The organism is Nonomuraea sp. NPDC049028, from assembly GCF_043197735.1.
In the GTDB taxonomy this organism is placed as follows: Bacteria; Actinomycetota; Actinomycetes; order Streptosporangiales; family Streptosporangiaceae; genus Nonomuraea.
This window is the reverse complement of the sequence record NZ_JBICTR010000014.1, coordinates 422,966-438,662: the sequence shown is the minus strand read 5'-3', so window position 1 is coordinate 438,662 and position 15,697 is coordinate 422,966. Positions and strand designations below refer to the sequence as shown.

General features: G+C 69.3%; 16 protein-coding genes and 1 pseudogene. 7 read left to right on the top strand and 10 right to left on the bottom strand.

What is annotated here, in order from left to right:
• The first annotated feature begins 547 nt into the window (after positions 1-547).
• Positions 548-1,057: a hypothetical protein gene (locus ACGFJ2_RS47565; RefSeq protein WP_357954260.1), complete on the top strand. Its 510-nt coding sequence runs from the start codon at positions 548-550 to the stop codon at positions 1,055-1,057.
• Positions 1,058-1,357: 300 nt separating this feature from the next.
• Here ACGFJ2_RS47565 and ACGFJ2_RS47560 read toward each other — a convergent pair whose 3' ends face one another.
• The 7 genes and pseudogenes from ACGFJ2_RS47560 to ACGFJ2_RS47530 form a co-directional block, all read right to left on the bottom strand.
• Positions 1,358-1,744, bottom strand: a complete 387-nt coding sequence (locus ACGFJ2_RS47560; RefSeq protein WP_393479896.1) for a profilin — start codon at positions 1,742-1,744, stop codon at positions 1,358-1,360.
• 459 nt (positions 1,745-2,203) lie between these two features.
• Positions 2,204-2,383 (bottom strand): putative quinol monooxygenase, encoded by a 180-nt coding sequence (locus ACGFJ2_RS47555; RefSeq protein WP_393479894.1) that lies wholly within the window; start codon positions 2,381-2,383, stop codon positions 2,204-2,206.
• Positions 2,367-2,966, bottom strand: coding sequence for a phytanoyl-CoA dioxygenase family protein (locus tag ACGFJ2_RS47550; protein WP_393479914.1), 600 nt, complete (start codon positions 2,964-2,966; stop codon positions 2,367-2,369). The genes ACGFJ2_RS47555 and ACGFJ2_RS47550 overlap by 17 nt, the downstream gene beginning before the upstream one ends.
• 58 nt (positions 2,967-3,024) lie before the next feature.
• Positions 3,025-3,736: pseudogene (locus ACGFJ2_RS47545) on the bottom strand (IS5 family transposase); the annotation flags it as partial.
• A gap of 41 nt (positions 3,737-3,777) precedes the next feature.
• On the bottom strand, positions 3,778-4,431 hold the full coding sequence (locus ACGFJ2_RS47540; protein WP_393479891.1) for a class I SAM-dependent methyltransferase: 654 nt from the start codon (positions 4,429-4,431) through the stop codon (positions 3,778-3,780).
• 204 nt (positions 4,432-4,635) lie between these two features.
• Positions 4,636-5,787: a hypothetical protein gene (locus tag ACGFJ2_RS47535; RefSeq protein ID WP_393479889.1), complete on the bottom strand. Its 1,152-nt coding sequence runs from the start codon at positions 5,785-5,787 to the stop codon at positions 4,636-4,638.
• Between the two features lie 287 nt (positions 5,788-6,074).
• Positions 6,075-6,419 carry a MerR family transcriptional regulator gene (locus ACGFJ2_RS47530; RefSeq protein WP_393479886.1) on the bottom strand — a complete coding sequence of 115 codons (345 nt, stop codon included), beginning with the start codon at positions 6,417-6,419 and terminating at the stop codon, positions 6,075-6,077.
• A 91-nt stretch (positions 6,420-6,510) separates the two neighbouring features.
• Between ACGFJ2_RS47530 and ACGFJ2_RS47525 the strand changes: the two genes are divergently transcribed.
• Positions 6,511-7,308, top strand: coding sequence for an aminotransferase class IV family protein (locus ACGFJ2_RS47525; RefSeq protein WP_393479883.1), 798 nt, complete (start codon positions 6,511-6,513; stop codon positions 7,306-7,308).
• A gap of 112 nt (positions 7,309-7,420) precedes the next feature.
• Here ACGFJ2_RS47525 and ACGFJ2_RS47520 read toward each other — a convergent pair whose 3' ends face one another.
• Entirely contained in the window at positions 7,421-8,161 is a 741-nt protein-coding gene (locus tag ACGFJ2_RS47520) for an SDR family oxidoreductase (protein ID WP_357954276.1), read from the bottom strand.
• A gap of 85 nt (positions 8,162-8,246) precedes the next feature.
• On the opposite strand from ACGFJ2_RS47520, the gene ACGFJ2_RS47515 reads away from it, so the two are divergent.
• Positions 8,247-8,798, top strand: coding sequence for a TetR/AcrR family transcriptional regulator (locus ACGFJ2_RS47515; RefSeq protein WP_393479880.1), 552 nt, complete (start codon positions 8,247-8,249; stop codon positions 8,796-8,798).
• Positions 8,799-8,841: 43 nt separating this feature from the next.
• Here the strand turns inward: ACGFJ2_RS47515 and ACGFJ2_RS47510 are convergent, their stop codons facing one another.
• Complete coding sequence (locus ACGFJ2_RS47510; RefSeq protein ID WP_393479877.1) at positions 8,842-10,047, bottom strand: ROK family protein; 1,206 nt, start codon at positions 10,045-10,047, stop codon at positions 8,842-8,844.
• Between the two features lie 111 nt (positions 10,048-10,158).
• On the opposite strand from ACGFJ2_RS47510, the gene ACGFJ2_RS47505 reads away from it, so the two are divergent.
• Genes ACGFJ2_RS47505 through ACGFJ2_RS47490 form a run of 4 tightly spaced genes read left to right on the top strand, consistent with a single transcriptional unit; the run spans position 10,159 to position 14,540 of the window.
• The gene (locus ACGFJ2_RS47505) at positions 10,159-11,319 is read left to right on the top strand and encodes a Gfo/Idh/MocA family oxidoreductase (protein ID WP_358184124.1); all 1,161 of its coding nucleotides are present in this window, start codon (positions 10,159-10,161) and stop codon (positions 11,317-11,319) included.
• 55 nt (positions 11,320-11,374) lie between these two features.
• Positions 11,375-12,466 carry a Gfo/Idh/MocA family oxidoreductase gene (locus ACGFJ2_RS47500; protein ID WP_357954307.1) on the top strand — a complete coding sequence of 364 codons (1,092 nt, stop codon included), beginning with the start codon at positions 11,375-11,377 and terminating at the stop codon, positions 12,464-12,466.
• A gap of 5 nt (positions 12,467-12,471) precedes the next feature.
• On the top strand, positions 12,472-12,888 hold the full coding sequence (locus ACGFJ2_RS47495; RefSeq protein WP_357954309.1) for a gluconate 2-dehydrogenase subunit 3 family protein: 417 nt from the start codon (positions 12,472-12,474) through the stop codon (positions 12,886-12,888).
• Positions 12,888-14,540, top strand: coding sequence for a GMC oxidoreductase (locus tag ACGFJ2_RS47490; RefSeq protein WP_393479873.1), 1,653 nt, complete (start codon positions 12,888-12,890; stop codon positions 14,538-14,540). The genes ACGFJ2_RS47495 and ACGFJ2_RS47490 overlap by 1 nt, the downstream gene beginning before the upstream one ends.
• A gap of 42 nt (positions 14,541-14,582) precedes the next feature.
• On the opposite strand, the gene ACGFJ2_RS47485 is transcribed toward ACGFJ2_RS47490, so the two are convergent.
• Positions 14,583-15,515: an NADP-dependent oxidoreductase gene (locus ACGFJ2_RS47485; RefSeq protein WP_393479870.1), complete on the bottom strand. Its 933-nt coding sequence runs from the start codon at positions 15,513-15,515 to the stop codon at positions 14,583-14,585.
• Between the last annotated feature and the right edge of the window lie 182 nt (positions 15,516-15,697).

The window sequence follows — 15,697 nt, the reverse complement described above, 5'->3', positions numbered from 1 at the left end:
TGATGACTACCGTGCTTCGGCTCAATCTCGCTCCCAGCGCCTCGACAGCCGGGCCATCTACCGCTCCCATGGGCCAACTAACGCCCCCAATGTCAGTTGGCGGTAGAGGCGTGTACGGCAGGAGGTTCGGCCGGAATGACGGTGGTCTGGCCCCGACGACTGGCGCTGGTGGTGACACCGGCATACGGCGAGTCGTTCGCGTTGTGGGTCGATCGGATGGCCTGCGGAACGGGTGCCCACCGTGAGGGGCGATGCAGTCGCTTCGGCTGCGGCAGATCACCCTGTCAGTGGATACGGACGGCCAGGTCGGCGGAAACGTCGTCTTGAATGACCGCTTCCTGGAGAGGGAAATCCGCTTGGCTCGGCAGGCCGCCGGGATCCTCGACGGCGGGGGGTCATCGGGCGGATCCGGCGGCGGTCCCGCTCCGGAGACGAACAACCGGACCCCGGCCGCGCCGCAGGGCCTCATCGTCGAGCCGGCTGCCTACCTGGATGAGCACGGCTACGCACGCGGCCAGGCCACCGTGACCTGGTCGCCGTTGGCTCAATGGATGTCCGCTTCTATCCGGACGGCAACACCAACTACAGCCGATTGTGGACCAGCGACGACGACTTCGCCGGTGAGGCGACCTTCCGCATCACGTCCGACACCAACACGGGCATGACGACGCGGACGTTCTTCACCGTGGCAGCTGGCTGGACGAAACTCGAAGTGCTGAGCCCGAGCACCTCCAACCCCAACGGCGGCTTCCTGGAGTCGGCCGAGGACTACAGCCGGATCGGCTACGACAACGACAACAGCGATAACCAGTTCATGTGGTTCGACGCCTCCGGGATGACGACCCACTACGGCAAATGGTGGGACTCCGCGTTCGCATCGAGCACGTGGGGCGTCCACGCAGGTCACGGATCGCCAGCTCCGGTTGGACTGGGATGGAGATCAATTACGGGCCCACGATGCAGGGCAACATGGGGCCGGTCGCGGTGCGTCCAATCCGGCAAGGCCATCTATTGGTGGGCCCATCGACACAACGGGAGCGCATCACCATGCCTTTGACCTGGACAACCTGGGACGCCGAACTGTCGTACGGTCCCGTGTACTTCTCCGAGAAGGACTCTGCCCGCGCCAACCCGCTGGGGGCAGAGCCGCTGTGGGGCATCGCGGTCGTCAAGACCGGCAGCACGCTAGGCGGCCAGACTTTCACACTCCGTGGTCGTGGCGCTGCCAAGCGGGCAGATGGGCGAGCGCATGGGAAGCCGCCAGGGTCGGCGCCACTCGGTTGAGATCGGCTGCGGGAATGGGCGGCCGCACAAGTGTCGGCGCCTCGCCCAACGGACGTGAGGGGACATCAGGCCCTCAGTAGCCGAGGCTGATGAGGTAGTCGGCGAGAGCCTCGACCACCTTTTCGGCTGCCTGTGGATGGCTACCCGGCGGGGTTCTCCCAACGATGAGGGCCTGCTTGGTCTTCACCCAGATGATCACGGCATAGTCGTGCCTCCTGCCCATCACTGAGCGGTCGTCATGATGGACGTACATGTACTTGTCGCCGTCAACGTGAAAACCGTTGGTCTGCACACTGGACGAGTCGCTGAACGCGCCGACGATCGTCTTGACCTCCTCGAGGGTGACGCGGAAATCAGGGCTAGCGGCCCAGACCGCATCGCCGGCAACGCTGAAGATCGCCCCTGCGTCGATCTGGCCACTGCTTAGAAGACTGGTATCCACATACGCCTGCCATGACATGTTCCCGCTCCGTCCTGCGCACGTCCCTCCCGGATGAGGGACCCGCCGTATCCGTGGTCTCGTGCTCGCTGCCCCTGAGGGGCGTCCTTGTCATCGTCGAGCAACACGAACACGTGATCAAGTGGTGGCCCCTTTCTGGTCGTGTCCCGGCCGCACCCCCAGAGGCGGCCCAGGCGCCCTGGAGAGCCCAGTCGCGGACGGCATTACGCCCGTCGTTTCGTGAAGTGTACGCCGTACGGTTCACGCGTACGGGAAGAGATATTCCCGCACGTTAACGATCAGTAGAGCAGCGCTCCGCGTGTGGTGGGGAGCTGTGGCGGATGGCCGTAGCTGTAGGGGTTCGGGCCGTCACGACGGCCACGGCTCACTGCCCGACACGACGAACCTTCTTCCCTCGGGCCCCGCGCTCAGCAGCGTGGGGAACGCCTCCATCACCGCATCGAGCTGCGGCAGCTTGCCCTAGCGATCCACCGCCTCTTCATCGGCGTAGACCTCGATCGACACGAACCGGTGCGGCTCGTCGGGGTCCTGCAAGATGTCGAAGTTGATGACCCCTGGGACTCGACGGCTGGCGTCGGCCAATTCGTAGAACATGCGGCGAGCGCGCTCCAGATGGCCAGGGTCAGCAGTGACGGCCACGCGGTAAAGAATCATCTGTCCTCCTGCGGTGCGGCCAGTAGCGGGCGCTGATCGGATTGAGCCCGCCATGGCCGAGCAGTTCCAGCAGCGGCTCGTCCTCGCTCGATCGAGCCTGTTCGAGCAGCCGCTGATAGTCGGCTGAGGGGAGACTGGGCTCGAAGTTGAACTCCGGCATGAAGATCGACGACAGTTGCAGAGTGAGCAGGCGGCGCGCCCGCTCGCTGTGGTTCGTTCCGCCGCGGTGCCACAGGGCGGCGTCCATCAGGACGACCTCGCCAGGCTGAACCTGAATCGTGACCTGGTCGTCGAAGGGGTCGTCGGCGGCCGGCGGCCGGTCGGGACGGTGGTGGCTGCCCGGCACCATCAGGAGTGGCCCGGTCTGCTCGTCCGCCGCGTCGAGGTAGATCAGGCAGGCGATCACGGTCGGCGCGGATACCAGCCGCGACGGTGGCGAGGTGTGCCACACGGTTCCGTCCCCGGTACGTGGGCGGGTGACGCGCACGTTCGAGTTGCGCAGCACGATCCGGGGGCCGAGCAGGCAGCGGACGGTGTCGGCCAGGCCGAAGGACAGCAGCGGGATCATGGCGATCTGCGGGTCCTGCTTGTGCGGGGTCCGGACGTACTGGCCGGAGAACTCCTTGTCGTAGGTTTTGCCATCGGTCAAGGGTCGCCCGTTCGACGACGTTCCTGTGCTTGTAGTGGTCGGCGTCGAAGCCCGGCCGAGGGATGCGGATGGCGCCCAGCACCTTAGGCAACTGCGGGCTGTCGCCGTACTGGCCCGGCGTCAGGACCAGCGACAAGGCCCGGCAGCGGCCGTCCGCGCGGACAAGTGGATCTTGGTGGTGAAGCCGCCTCGGGAGCAGCCTAGGCACTCCCCAGTCTGACCACCTCCGCCAGCCGGGCGGCCAGTGTGGCCAACACCGGATCGCCCCGGTTTGTCCTTACGGCGTCCCCCTTTTGCCGCCCCGGCGCGGCAGGCGGCGAGGGCGGTGTGCGGGGCGCGCCCGCGGCGTGCTGGTGCGCCCGCACCATGGTGGAGTCCACTGCGATGTCCCCATCCAGGCGCCCCTCGGCGTCCTGCCCGGCCTGGATCGCGGTCAGCAGCATCTGCCAGGTGCCATCGGCCGACCAGCGGCGATGCCGCTTGTAGACCGTGATCCAGGGACCGAACCGTTGGGGAAAGTCACGCCAGGGCAGCCCGGTCCGGGCCCGGTACAACACGCCATTGATCGTCTGACGGCGGTCGTTCCATCGCCCGCCCCGCTGGCCGCCTTCGGGCAGCAGCGGCCGGAGCCACTCCCACTCGGCGTCAAGCCACCAAGTCCCATGCGCTACGTGACAACATCGCCACAACTAGTCAGTAGATCTAAGAAAGAGGCCTTAACGTGCGCGCATCAGCACATGGCGGCGGCTTGTCTGCGCATCAGCAAGTGGCCACGGCGGAATCGTTCATCCTCCAAAGGCTCGCGCAACATCCGCCCCACCTCGACGAACTCCTCCTTGCGGGCCAGGTCGGCCAAGTCGTCGATCGGCCACCGGTAGGCCGGCGTGACCTTGTGGTCGAACTCCAGCACCGGACCGCCCTCGGATTCGAAGAAGCCGAGCAGGAGGTGACCACCCGGAGCCAGCACCCGGCGGAACTCGGCGAAGTATGGCGGCAGTTCCGGTGGTGGGATGTGGATGAGGGAGTACCAAGAGAGCAGACCGCCCAGCTCGCCGTCGGCCACGTCGAAGGCGCCCATCGAACCGACCTCGAAACGCAGGTCGGGGTAGTCTCTGCGGGCGATGTCGATCAGTGCGGGAGACAGGTCGACGCCGAAGGCGTCCAGTCCGAGGTTGCGCAGGTGTGCCGTCATGTACCCGGGACCGCAGCCGGCCTCGGCGACGGGCCGGGGCCCGGCGGCCCGTACGAGTTCGGCGAACGCGGCGACTATCGCGCGATCCAGGGGCAGGCGGTCGAGCGAGTCTCGGGCGAGATCGGCGTAGAGGTCGGCGACGGCGTCGTAGGCGTCCGCCGTCGCGGTCAGATAGGAGGAGGATTCGGCCATGGCGGACGACTGTAGTTCATCGGTCGGCAAAGGTCGTCGATCACCGACCGGTCGGCGCGTCCGTTCCGTAAGGGCCCTCCAGAAAGCGTCCGTTCTGTAAGGGCTCTCCATAAAGCGGTGGCCGGTCGTGGCCTCGCTGCTCTTCGGGCGGTATGGATCGCGAAGAGCAGCGAGTGGTCCCGCGGGCGTCACATGGGAAGAGTCTCAGCCCGTGTAGTCGGTGGTATGGGTCTGGCCGGTCGGCCACAGATACTTGCCGTGGTCGGCCGTCGTATAGGTGCGGTTGTCGTCTCCCGTACGGGCCTGGATGAGGTTGCGGCGCCAGGTGGAGCCACGCGCCGACCCGCCCCAGATGTTGCCGTACAGGAAGCCGTACAGCTGCTCGAGCTCCGCCGAGAAGACGTTGTCGGTGACGGTGATGTTCGTGGCGTTGTTGGTCACGCCGATGGAGAGCGCGTAACCCCAGCCGGAGACGTAGTTGTTCGTGACCGAGATGTGGTCGTACACGCCGCTGCCCTGCAGGGCCAGGCCGTTGGTGTTCCCCACGGAGGCCAGGGTGTTGTGGTCGACGATCATCGGACCGCCGTCGCCCTCGCTCTGCGGGCCGATGCCGTCGTGGTGGTAGACGTCATGTGAGGTGTCGGCCATGTCGTGGATGTAGTTGTTCGTCCAGGTCGACGGGCGGCCCGGGAATCCCGTCACCATGATCATGCCCGCGTTGCCCCAGATGTCGTTGTGGTCCATGACGGCCACGGCTTCTTTCATCGTCGTGGCCAGCTGCCAGGACTTGTCGAAGGGCGTGCCGGGCTTGGAGTGGGACGACGAGACGGTGCCGTCGTTGCCGGGAGGCATCGCGTAGGAGTTCGGCTTGAACGTCGAGTAGAGAAACTTGATGTTGTTGTCGGAGTAGATCTGGACGAGGTTGTCGTTGGGGTTGGTGCCCTCGAACAGACAGCCGACGAACGTCAGGTTGTCGCCGTAGATCAGCACCTTCAAGCCCAGGAAGCGCTTGTAGGAGATGACGCTGTTGTCCGGAAACTCGAGCCTCAGCGGCTTGTCGGCGCTCATGCCCGACGCGTAGTCGGTGAGCTTGCCCGGGTACGCGCCCAGGCCCAGCCCTCCGGCGTTGGCCGGGGTGTTGGCATAGCCGGTGTTCGAGAAGTCCGGCCAGTAGCCGGAGCCGTCGTTGGGCCGGGCGTCGATGGCGCTGACGGTCTCTTCCGCCCCGCTCGTTCGCAAGTCGCCGGGGACGACGCTCGTGGAAAGGGCGGCTGCGAGGAAGGCGAGGGCGAGGGCGGCGGAGAGGCAGCTCCGGGCGAGCGAGCGGGCTAACGGGATGCGGCGCCGGTCGTCCATGCCAGGGCGATGTGATGTGTTGATCTGGTGCTCCGATACGGTCGGTTACCGACTCGTGCCGTCCAGCGGCAGAGGCGGTGCTTCTGCATCAGGTGGTGGTCCGGGGTTACCGGCGATTTATCATGATCACACTGTGCATGACATTCCTCCCGTCGCGCCGGGATTTTGAAAGTTCGGGGCGAGCGGAAGGTTCGCCCCACTTCCTGGTGCCAGAGAACGCACCCGGACGAAGGAGTCGGGCGGTGACCGGAGTCCCGTCGTTCAGCGAGCGCCGCCGTCCTGATCGGTCAGGGCCGGGTGAGGAAGCCCGCCAGGGCGCCGCGGCTGCGCTGGAGATCGTCAATGCGCTTATCCATGGCCTCGAGCTCGCCGGTCAGAATGTCCCAGAGCTCGGCACACCACTCGAAGTCCGGACGCTCGCCGCGCACGCACGGCAACACCACGCGGATCACCTCGGTCGACAGACCCACCTTCAGCAGCGCGCGCACCTGACGCACGGTGACCACGGAGTTCTCGTCGTAGAAGCGATAGCCGTTCGCGCCGCGACCGGCCTCCAGCACTCCCTGCGCCTCGTAGTACCGCAGCAGCCGTGTGCTCACCCCGGTGCGCCGCGACAACTCACCGATCAGCATGCGCCGGCTCCACTCCCAGGTTGACCTTGCCATCGATGTCAAGCCTTAACGTCGCTCGGGAAACGCACATTCCATACTGCTGGAGCGAGGTATGTCTTCTTTCGTTGTGCAACGTGACGGTCGGGTGGCCGACGCCGTGGACCTTGCGCCGCTCGCATTCGCCGGGTACGCCCACTTCACCGCCATGCAGGTGCGCGGCGGCCGGGTCCGGGGGCTGGACCTGCACCTGGAAAGGCTGCGGACGGCCTCCGCGACGCTCTTCGGGCGCGCGGTGCCCGACGACCGGGTGCGAGCCCTGTTGCGGGCGGCCGTCCAGGCCGGACCGGCTGACCTCTCTCTGACGGCCACGGTGTTCTCGCCCGCAGGAGAGTACACGCCGGCGGACGCCGAGCCCGAGTTGCTCGTCCGTACCGGACCAGCGGCGTCCGGCCCCCGGTGGCCGCTGGCGCTGGCGGTGGTGGAGCACGAACGAGCGCTTCCGGCGGTGAAGCACGTCGGGGAGGTGGCCAAGACGTACTATCTCCGCCAAGCCGTCATGGAGGGCTTCGACGACGCCGCCTTCATCGACCGCCGGGGGCGGCTCAGCGAAGCGTCGATCTGGAACCTGGCCTTCTGGGACGGGACAGCGGTGGTGTGGCCAGAAGCTGAGATGCTGACCGGGACCACGATGGGCATCGTCCGCCGGCAGCTCGACCGGCTCGGGGTTCCCCAGCGCGTTCAGCAGATCCGGCCCGCCGACCTGCCAGGAATGGCCGGGGCCGTGGTGATGAACTCGTGGACGCCGGCCGTACCAGTGCGTCGAATCGGCTCCGTGCCTCTGCCCGACGCGCCGGCCTTCGAGGCGACCCTGCGCCGGGCGTACCAGGCCGAACCGCTCACTACCCCGTAACGGCTGGGCGGGCGGCGCAGGGGCCCGGGCCGGTGGGCCCAGTGGGGACGCGCGCCGGCTGTCACTTCGGCGGGCCATCTATCGCCCACCGGCTCAGCAGGCCAGAGCGTTCCTAGCCTTGGACGGTCGGGCGGATGGTGACCTCGCCGATCTCGACATCCCGGGGCTGTTCGATGGCGAAGGCGACAACGCGGGCGACGGCCTCCGGATCGATGCCGAACCCGTCCATGTTGCGGCGAACCTCCTCACGGGCCTGAGCGTCGTCGATCGAGCCGGTGAGTTCGGTACGGACGAAGCCCGGCGAGATCGCCGTCGTCCGCAGCACACCGTCGGTCGACTCCTGCCGAAGGCCTTCCAACAGGGTGCGTACGGCGTTCTTCGTCGCCGCGTAGACCGCCTGCGTAGGCACGATCTTCAGGCCCGACGTCGACACCGTGGTCACCAGATGGCCGTGGCCCTGCCGGCGGAACACCGGCATGGCGGCGGCGATGCCGTACAGCACTCCCCGCAGGTTGACGTCGATCATCGCGTCCCAGCCATCGACGTCGAGGTCGCTCACGGGGCCGATCCGGGCGATGCCGGCGTTGCCCACCAGCACGTCAAGCCGCCCGAACTCCGCCACGGCCTGGCCGACAAGTCGTTCGAGGTCCCCGCGCCGGGTGACGTCCGTGGCGCAGGCGATGGCGCGTCCGCCACGATCGCGGATGTCCCGTGCGAGGTGGTCAAGGCGTTCTGTCCGGCGCGCGCCGAGGACGACCGCCGCCCCACGCTCGGCGAGCAGGCGTGCCGTGGCCTCACCGATGCCACTGCTCGCTCCGGTGATGGCGACGACCTGGCCCTCGATGGCAGTCATAGGAATCCCCTTCAGATAAAGTGGACACGTGTCCGCTTAACTCAAAGTTACCGGACACGTGTCCGCTTAGCAAAGTAGGGAATCGATGAACCCCACCGGGCGCCGAGCCGACGCCGCCGACAACCGCGACCGGATCATTCAGGCCGCACGGGCGGTCATCGCGAACGCGGACGAGATCAAGCTCAACGCGATCGCCAAGCAAGCAGGGGTCGGGCAGGGCACCCTCTATCGCCACTTTCCGACCCGGGAGGCGCTGCTCATCGAGGTCTACCGGGAGGAGGTCGACGAGTTGGTGGCGGTAGCGCCGGCACTGCTCGGCGAGCACGAGCCGCTCACGGCGCTGGCTCGCTGGTTCGACCGGGTCGTCGACTACGCGCAGGTCAAACGCGGGGTGTTCGCCGCCGTGGAAGCGTCGGTGTGGCAGGGCCTCGCGGCGCACAGCTTGGGACCGATCGGTGACGCGCTGACCACTTTCCTCGACGCCGGCAAGGCCGACGGAACCATCCGTTCCGACGTCGACGCCCGTGACGTCATACTCCTCATCGGCTATCTGACCCGCCTTGAGGAGACCGAGTGGGACAGCAGAGCCCGGCACCTGCTCCGCATCGTGCTCGACGGGGTGCGAGCTCGCGAATGACCGCGAAAGCCATGACCAGGCATCCGTAGCCAAAGGCGAACGGTCACACCTCGGCGAGCAGGCGGCCCACCCCCGCCTGGCTGAAGGCCTCCCGGCTGGCCAGCGCGATCGCGCCGAAGATCCCCGCGTCGGCGCCGAGCTGGCTCGGCATGATGATGAGCTTGCGCGTGGCCAGCGGCAACGCCTGTTCGTACACCGCGGCGCGTACCCCCGACAGGATCTCGTCCTGCAGCTCGCTCAACGGGCCGCCGAGCACCAGCGTGCGCGGATTCAGCGTGTGGATCAGCATCGCCACCACCTCGCCGATGTCGGTGGCCGCCTGGCGGATGCGGTGCAGTGCGCTGGTGTCGCTGTCGGCGACCAGGCGGGCCAGCTCGCGCGAGGCGTGCAGCCGGTCGTCGAACGAGGACGGCGTGATGCCGAGGTCGGTCAGGACCGCGCGATGGCTGGCCACTGCCTCCAGGCAGCCGGTCTTGCCGCATCTGCAGACGACGTCGCGGCGCGTGGGCGCCCGAATGTGCCCGATGTCGCCGGCCGCGCCGTCGGCGCCGCGATGTACCGAGCCGTCGGCCGTCACGATGCCGGCGCCGATGCCCGAGGCGACCTTGATGAACAGCAGGGGCGTGTCGGCCATCTCCTGGGTCGCCTCGCCCAGGGCCATCAGGTTCACGTCGTTGTCCACCGTGACCGCGGCGCCGAACTGCCCGCGCAGGTAGTCCCCGACGGGGTAGGCGTCCCATCCGGGCATGATCGGCGGGCGTACCGCGCAGCCGCGCTGGAAGTCGACCGGTGCGGGCAGGCCGGCGACGACGTGGCGTACCCGAGCCGGATCATGGTCGTGCTCGTCGAGCATCGAGCGCAGCCGCTCGGACACCACGGCCAGCAGCTTCTCGGGGCCGCCGTCGACAGACATGTCGACGGTGTCGCGGGCGATGACGGTGCCGCTGAGGTCGGCGATCGCCAGCTGGGTCGCGGAGACGTCCACGTCGGCCACGGCGATGGTGCCGGCGCGCGGGCTGATGGTGAGCGCTCGTGGCGGCCGCCCGCGTACGGACTGGCTCGACTCGGTCTCCTCGACGATGCCGAGCTCGATCAGCCTGTCCACCTGCTGGCTCACCGTCGATCGGGCCAGGCCGGTGAGCCGAGCGATAGCCGCGCGGCTGGTCGCCTCGCCGGTGGCGATCATACGGAGCACCTTGCGCAGCGCGATGGCCACAGGTGTCGGCCCGTGCTCGTCGTCTTTTTGCATGCGACGAAACTAAAGACGGCATCTTGTGGCTGTCAATGGCCTCAATCATGCTCTTATACGGCAATACACCTGTCCGGAGGTCTGAACGTGGCGCATCCGCATATTCAAGCCGTGATCGTCGGCGCCGGCTTCATCGGTTCGGTACACGCGGCGGCCGTGCGCGGCGTCGGCGCGACCGTGCGCGGCGTCGTCGGCTCCACCCCGAGCCGTTCGGCCGCGCTCGCCGACGAGTGGAACGTCCCGGCGCGCTACCCGGACCTGGCGGCCGTACTCGCCGATGACGCGGTCGACGTGGTGCACATCTGCACGCCGAACGCGCTGCACGCCGACCAGGCGGCGGCGGCGTTGCGGGCCGGCAAGCACGTGATCTGCGAGAAGCCGATCGCGACGTCGCTCGCCGACGCCGAGCGGCTCGCCGCGGTGTCCGCCGAGACCGGCCGGACGCTCGCCGTCCCGTACGTCTACCGCTACCACCCCCTGGTACGCGAGATCCGGGCCCGCCGGATGAGCGGCGACTTCGGCGCCTGGCAACTCCTGCACGGCAGCTACCTGCAGGACTGGATGCTCGACACCGGCACCACGAACTGGCGCGTCGACGCCGCGCGGGGCGGGCCCTCCCGCGCCTTCGCCGACATCGGGTCGCACTGGTGCGACCTCGTCGAGTGGGTGGCCGGGGTACGGTTCCACGAGGTGACGGCCCGGCTCGGCGTCACCATCCCGGCGCGCCCGGCGGGCAGCGGCGACACTTTTAGTGCGAATGGTCCGGACAGTGGAACAAGCAGTCCGGACGGTCCGGAGAGCGGGACGAACGGACTGCGGCCGGTCTCGACCGAGGACGTCGCCGCCGTCCTGCTGCGGACGGCCGACGGGGTCCTGGGCTCGCTGACGGTGTCACAGGTCTCCGCCGGACGCAAGAACCGCCTCTGGTTCGAGCTCGACGGCGCGGACGGCAGCGCCGTGTTCGACCAGGAGAACCCCGAGTCGGTATGGCTCGGCGACGCCGACGGCGCCCGGCTGGTCGTACGGGACCCGGGCCGGGGCTCGGCCGAGCAGCGCCGCCTGGCCACGCTTCCGTCGGGACACTCCCAGGGGTACGGCGACTGCTTCCGCGCGTTCGTCGACGACGCCTACTCGGCCATGGCCGGCCACCAGGTGGAGGGACTGCCGACGGCCGCGGACGGTGTCCGCTCGGCGCACCTGATCGACGCGGTGCTGCGTGCCGACGACAGCCTCGCCTGGACCGTGGTCGAGCGGGCCCCAGCACGCATGTGAGGCAGGCCCTCACGATCAGGCACCTTTGAATCCCCTAAGGAAGGACAGCGAAGACATGGCGACACACCACCGCATCGGCATCCTCGGCAGCGGCAACATCTTCGGCCGGTACGTCACCGGCATGGCCCGCTACCCGGAGCTCGAGATCGTCCGCGTCGGCGACATCGACGTCGACCGGGCCAAGCGGGCCGCCGGCGAGCACGGCATCCCGGGGTGGGGGGACGCCGACGAGCTCTACGGTGACGACTCGATCGACATCGTGGTGAACCTGACCCCGCCGGCGCACCACGCGAGCACCATCATGCGGGCGCTCGACGCCGGCAAGCACGTCTACGTCGAGAAGCCGATCGCCACGACCGTCGCCGACGCGAAGACGGTGCTGGCGGCGGCCGCGGCCAGCGGGCGCGTTCTGGGCTCGGCCCCGGACACCTTCCTCGGCAGCGCCAGCCAGACCGCGCGCAAGGCGCTCGACGACGGGCTGATCGGCGAGCCCATCGGCGCGTCGGCGTTCATCCGGCACAGCAAGGCCGAGACCTGGCATCCGGACCCGCGCTTCCTCTTCCAGGCCGGCGGCGGCCCGGTGCTGGACATGGGCCCGTACTACCTCGCCATACTGGTGAACCTGCTCGGCCCCATCAGGTCCGTGGCGGGGGCCGCCCGCATCGGCGCCCCCGTACGCACGGTGACCGCGCCGGACCGGGCCGTGGACCACATCGACGTCGAGGTGGCCACCCACGCCTCAGGCGTCCTCGTCTTCGATTCCGGGGTCATCGGCACGACGCTGATGAGCTTCGACGTCTGGGACAGCGATCTGCCCGCCATCGAGATCTACGGCACCGAAGGCACGCTGTCGGTGCCCAACCCCAACCACTTCGACGGCGACGTCCGGGTGCGGCGGCACGGCGAGGCGGACTGGACCGTCCTGCCGCCGGTCGTGGAGTTGTTCGGCGCGGTCGGCACCAAGGAGCAGGCCCGCCGGGGGCTCGGCGTACGGGATCTGGCCGACGCGATTGAGGGCGGCCCGCACCGCGCCAACGCCGCGTTCGCCTTCCACGTGCTCGAGGCGCTGTCCGCGATCGACGGATCCGCGCAGGTCGTCACCTTGGAGAGCACGTGTGAGCGTCCGGCGGGCCGCTTCGAGAGCTGACCGTGATGGCGGACCTGACCGCTTTACAGGTCGCGACCCTGAGCGCGGTCGTCGACACGATCGTCCCCGCCGACGAGCATCCGGGCGGCGTCGAGGCCGGTGTCCTCGACTACCTCGAGGGGCAGTTCGGGCGCGACCTGGCGGGTCTGCGCGCGTACTACGGCGCCGGCCTCGACGCCCTCGACGCCGAGGCCGGCCAGACGTACGGCGTGCGGTTCGGCCTGCTCGAACCCGACCGGCGGGAGGCTCTGCTGCGCGCCGTCGAAGCCGGGGAGACGCGCACGCCATGGCCGTTCGACGCGCCGGCGTTCGTGAGCACAGTGGTGGAGCACGTCATGGAGGGCTTCTACGGCGATCCGGGCAATGGCGGCAACCACGACGCCGTCTCATGGCGGATGATCGGGTTCGAGGTGAGCGACTGATGCGGGAAGACGCCGGGCGGGGCGAGCGGGTGGACGCGGTGGTGATCGGGTCGGGCGCCGGCGGCGGGGTGGCCGCCGCGGTCCTCGCTCAGGCGGGCAAGCGGGTGCTCGTCCTGGAGCGCGGTCGCGACCTCACCTACGAGCAGATCGGCCGCGACCACCTGCGCAATCACCGGATCGCCCGCTATCCGCACCAGTCCGGACCGGACCTCGAGGGGAGCGCACGCGTCGCCGTCGACATGACGGGCCGCGAGCAGCTGGTACGAGCACACGAGCCGGGCTTCCACGGCAACGCCACGCTGGTCGGCGGCGGCACCCGGCTCTACGGGGCCCAGGCGTGGCGCTTCCTGCCCGCCGACTTCGCGATGGCCGGCACGTACGGCGTCCCCGCGGGCAGCAGCCTGGCCGACTGGCCCATCGGCTACGACGACCTGGCACCCCACTACGAGCGCGCCGAATGGGAGATCGGGGTGTGCGGCGACCACGCGGCGAGCAGCCGTCACTGGGCGCGCGCGAAGGCGTACCCGATGCCCCCGCTTCCCGAGGGACTGCAGGCCAGGGCGCTGCGGCGGGGCGCGGCCGCCCTCGGCTGGGACGTGCTGCCGGTGCCGCTGCTGATCAACTCGGTGCCGTACGCCGGGCGGGCCGCCTGCACCCGCTGCCAGCACTGCGTCGGCTTCGCCTGCCCGGTGGACGCCAAGAACGGCTCGCACAACACCGTCCTGCGCCGCGCCCTCGCCACCGGCCACGCCCGGCTGCAGCCGGAGGCGGTCGCCGAACGCGTCATCTGCGACGCTGGGGGCCGCGTCACCGGCGTCCGCTGGGTGGACCGCTCGGGGGCACGTCACGTGGTCGAGGCCGAGGTGGTGGTCTGCGCCGCCGGCGCGATCGAGACCGCCCGGCTGCTGCAGAACTCACCGACCCGGCGCGAGCCGTACGGGCTGGGCAACAACCACGATCAGGTGGGGCGGCATCTGCAGGGTCACGCCTACGTGTGGGCGCTGGCCGAGATGGACGAGCCCGTGCACGACGGACGCGGCCCCGGGGTCTCGGTCGCGACGCTCGACTTCGCGCATCACAACGACGGCGTCGTCGGCGGTGCGATGCTCGCGGACGAGTTCACGGTGCTGCCCATCGCCTTCTGGGCGCGGAACCTGCCGCCGGACCTGCCCCGCTGGGGCGCGCTCAACAAGCGGTACATGCGCGACAATTACCGGCGTGTCATGCGCGTGGGAGGGCCGGTCCAGGAGATCCCCAGCCCGCACGCGCGGACCCGGCTCGACCGCCATGTACGCGACCGCTGGGGCATCCCGGTCGCCCGTCTGTCCGGCACGACTCATCCCGAGACCCTGCGGACCGCCGCCCACCTCCGGGAACGGGCCCGCGAATGGCTCGTCGCCTCGGGCGCGCGCCGGACGTGGAGCGGGCCGGTTCCCTTGGCGTTGCACGGCGGACAGCATCAGTCGGGCACGTGCCGGATGGGCGACGACGAGCGGACGTCGGTCGTCGACCGGTGGGGCCGGGTCCACGGCCATGACAACCTCTACGTCGTGGACGCCTCGGTGCACGTCACCAACGGCGGCGTCAACCCGGTTCTGACGATCATGGCCCTCGCCTTCCGCGCGACCGAACGGCTCTGCGCGGAGTGGTGAGCACGGCTCTCAACGAGCCGCCGGCGAAAAGGTAAGTGAGTCTCAGCGACGCCCGGCGACGTCGAGCACGACCTTGCCGGACACGTGGCCGGACTCCACCAGCGCCAGCGCCTCAGCCGCCTCGGCCAGCGGAAACACCCGGCCGACACACGGATCCAGCTTCCCGGCGGCCACGAGCTCGGCCAAGGCCGGCAGCGTCCCCGTACCACCCGTCCGCTTCAGCGGGCGCGCGCCGAAGCGGGCGGCGATCTTCTCGTCGGCCACGGTGGTCACCCGTGTCCGTTCGGTGATCACGCCCGCCACGCCGGTCAGCGCGTCACCACCGACCAGGTCGAGCACGGCGTCGGCGCCCGCCGGAAGTAGATCACGGAGCCTATCGGCGACGTCGTCGCGGTCATAGGCCACCGCCGTGGCGCCGAGGGACAGGAGAAACGCGCGCTTCGCCGCGCTCGCGGTGCCCACGACGGCGACTCCGTCCATGGCCGCGAGCTGGACCGCGATCGTGCCCACTCCCCCACCGGCGCCCAGGATCAGCAGCCTCTGCCCCGGAGCCAGGCCGAGCTCGGCGAGGCTCTCATAGGCGGTGCCCGCCGCGATCGGCAGCGCCGCCGCGTCCGTGAAGGACAGTCCGTCCGGCATGCGCGCCGCCTTGGCGGCCGGCAGCAGCGCCAGTTCGGCGTACCCGCCGCTGCCGCCGACCGTACTGCCGAAGACCCGGTCACCGGCGGCGAGGCCGGCCACTCCGGGGCCGGTCCGCACCACGGTCCCCGCGACCTCGCGGCCGAGGGTCGCGGGCAGCCGCAGCGGCAGGAAGGCACGGTGCATGCCCTCACGGACCTTCCAGTCCACCGGGTTGACGCCGGCCGCGCGCACCTCGACGAGCACCTCGCCCTCGCCCGGCTCGGGCGCGGGAACGTCCAGGAAACGCTGGACGTCCGGACCGCCGTACTCGATGAACGCGTATGTCAGAGGCATGATCCCGGAGGCTACCCGGCTCCGGCCGACCGGCGTGGCGCCCCGTCTCGGTCAGTGAACCGGCGAGCAGGGGCGGGGACCACGGATGGGCTGTTCCGGTGAGCGAACCGGTGCGGGGGTACGTCGGAATCCTCCGGTCCTAGGGTGTGAGGCCACCACCTGAAGGACGGTGACGCGACGGT

Bases quoted from the DNA above. Each gene is read 5' to 3' on its own strand.
- ACGFJ2_RS47565 (WP_357954260.1), top strand. From the start codon at position 548: ATGGATGTCCGCTTCTATCCGGACGGCAACACCAACTACAGCCGATTG.
- ACGFJ2_RS47560 (WP_393479896.1), bottom strand. From the start codon at position 1,744: ATGTCATGGCAGGCGTATGTGGATACCAGTCTTCTAAGCAGTGGCCAG.
- ACGFJ2_RS47550 (WP_393479914.1), bottom strand. From the start codon at position 2,966: ATGATCCCGCTGCTGTCCTTCGGCCTGGCCGACACCGTCCGCTGCCTG.
- ACGFJ2_RS47540 (WP_393479891.1), bottom strand. From the start codon at position 4,431: ATGGCCGAATCCTCCTCCTATCTGACCGCGACGGCGGACGCCTACGAC.
- ACGFJ2_RS47535 (WP_393479889.1), bottom strand. From the start codon at position 5,787: ATGGACGACCGGCGCCGCATCCCGTTAGCCCGCTCGCTCGCCCGGAGC.
- ACGFJ2_RS47530 (WP_393479886.1), bottom strand. From the start codon at position 6,419: ATGCTGATCGGTGAGTTGTCGCGGCGCACCGGGGTGAGCACACGGCTG.
- ACGFJ2_RS47525 (WP_393479883.1), top strand. From the start codon at position 6,511: ATGTCTTCTTTCGTTGTGCAACGTGACGGTCGGGTGGCCGACGCCGTG.
- ACGFJ2_RS47520 (WP_357954276.1), bottom strand. From the start codon at position 8,161: ATGACTGCCATCGAGGGCCAGGTCGTCGCCATCACCGGAGCGAGCAGT.
- ACGFJ2_RS47515 (WP_393479880.1), top strand. From the start codon at position 8,247: ATGAACCCCACCGGGCGCCGAGCCGACGCCGCCGACAACCGCGACCGG.
- ACGFJ2_RS47510 (WP_393479877.1), bottom strand. From the start codon at position 10,047: ATGCAAAAAGACGACGAGCACGGGCCGACACCTGTGGCCATCGCGCTG.
- ACGFJ2_RS47500 (WP_357954307.1), top strand. From the start codon at position 11,375: ATGGCGACACACCACCGCATCGGCATCCTCGGCAGCGGCAACATCTTC.
- ACGFJ2_RS47495 (WP_357954309.1), top strand. From the start codon at position 12,472: ATGGCGGACCTGACCGCTTTACAGGTCGCGACCCTGAGCGCGGTCGTC.
- ACGFJ2_RS47490 (WP_393479873.1), top strand. From the start codon at position 12,888: ATGCGGGAAGACGCCGGGCGGGGCGAGCGGGTGGACGCGGTGGTGATC.
- ACGFJ2_RS47485 (WP_393479870.1), bottom strand. From the start codon at position 15,515: ATGCCTCTGACATACGCGTTCATCGAGTACGGCGGTCCGGACGTCCAG.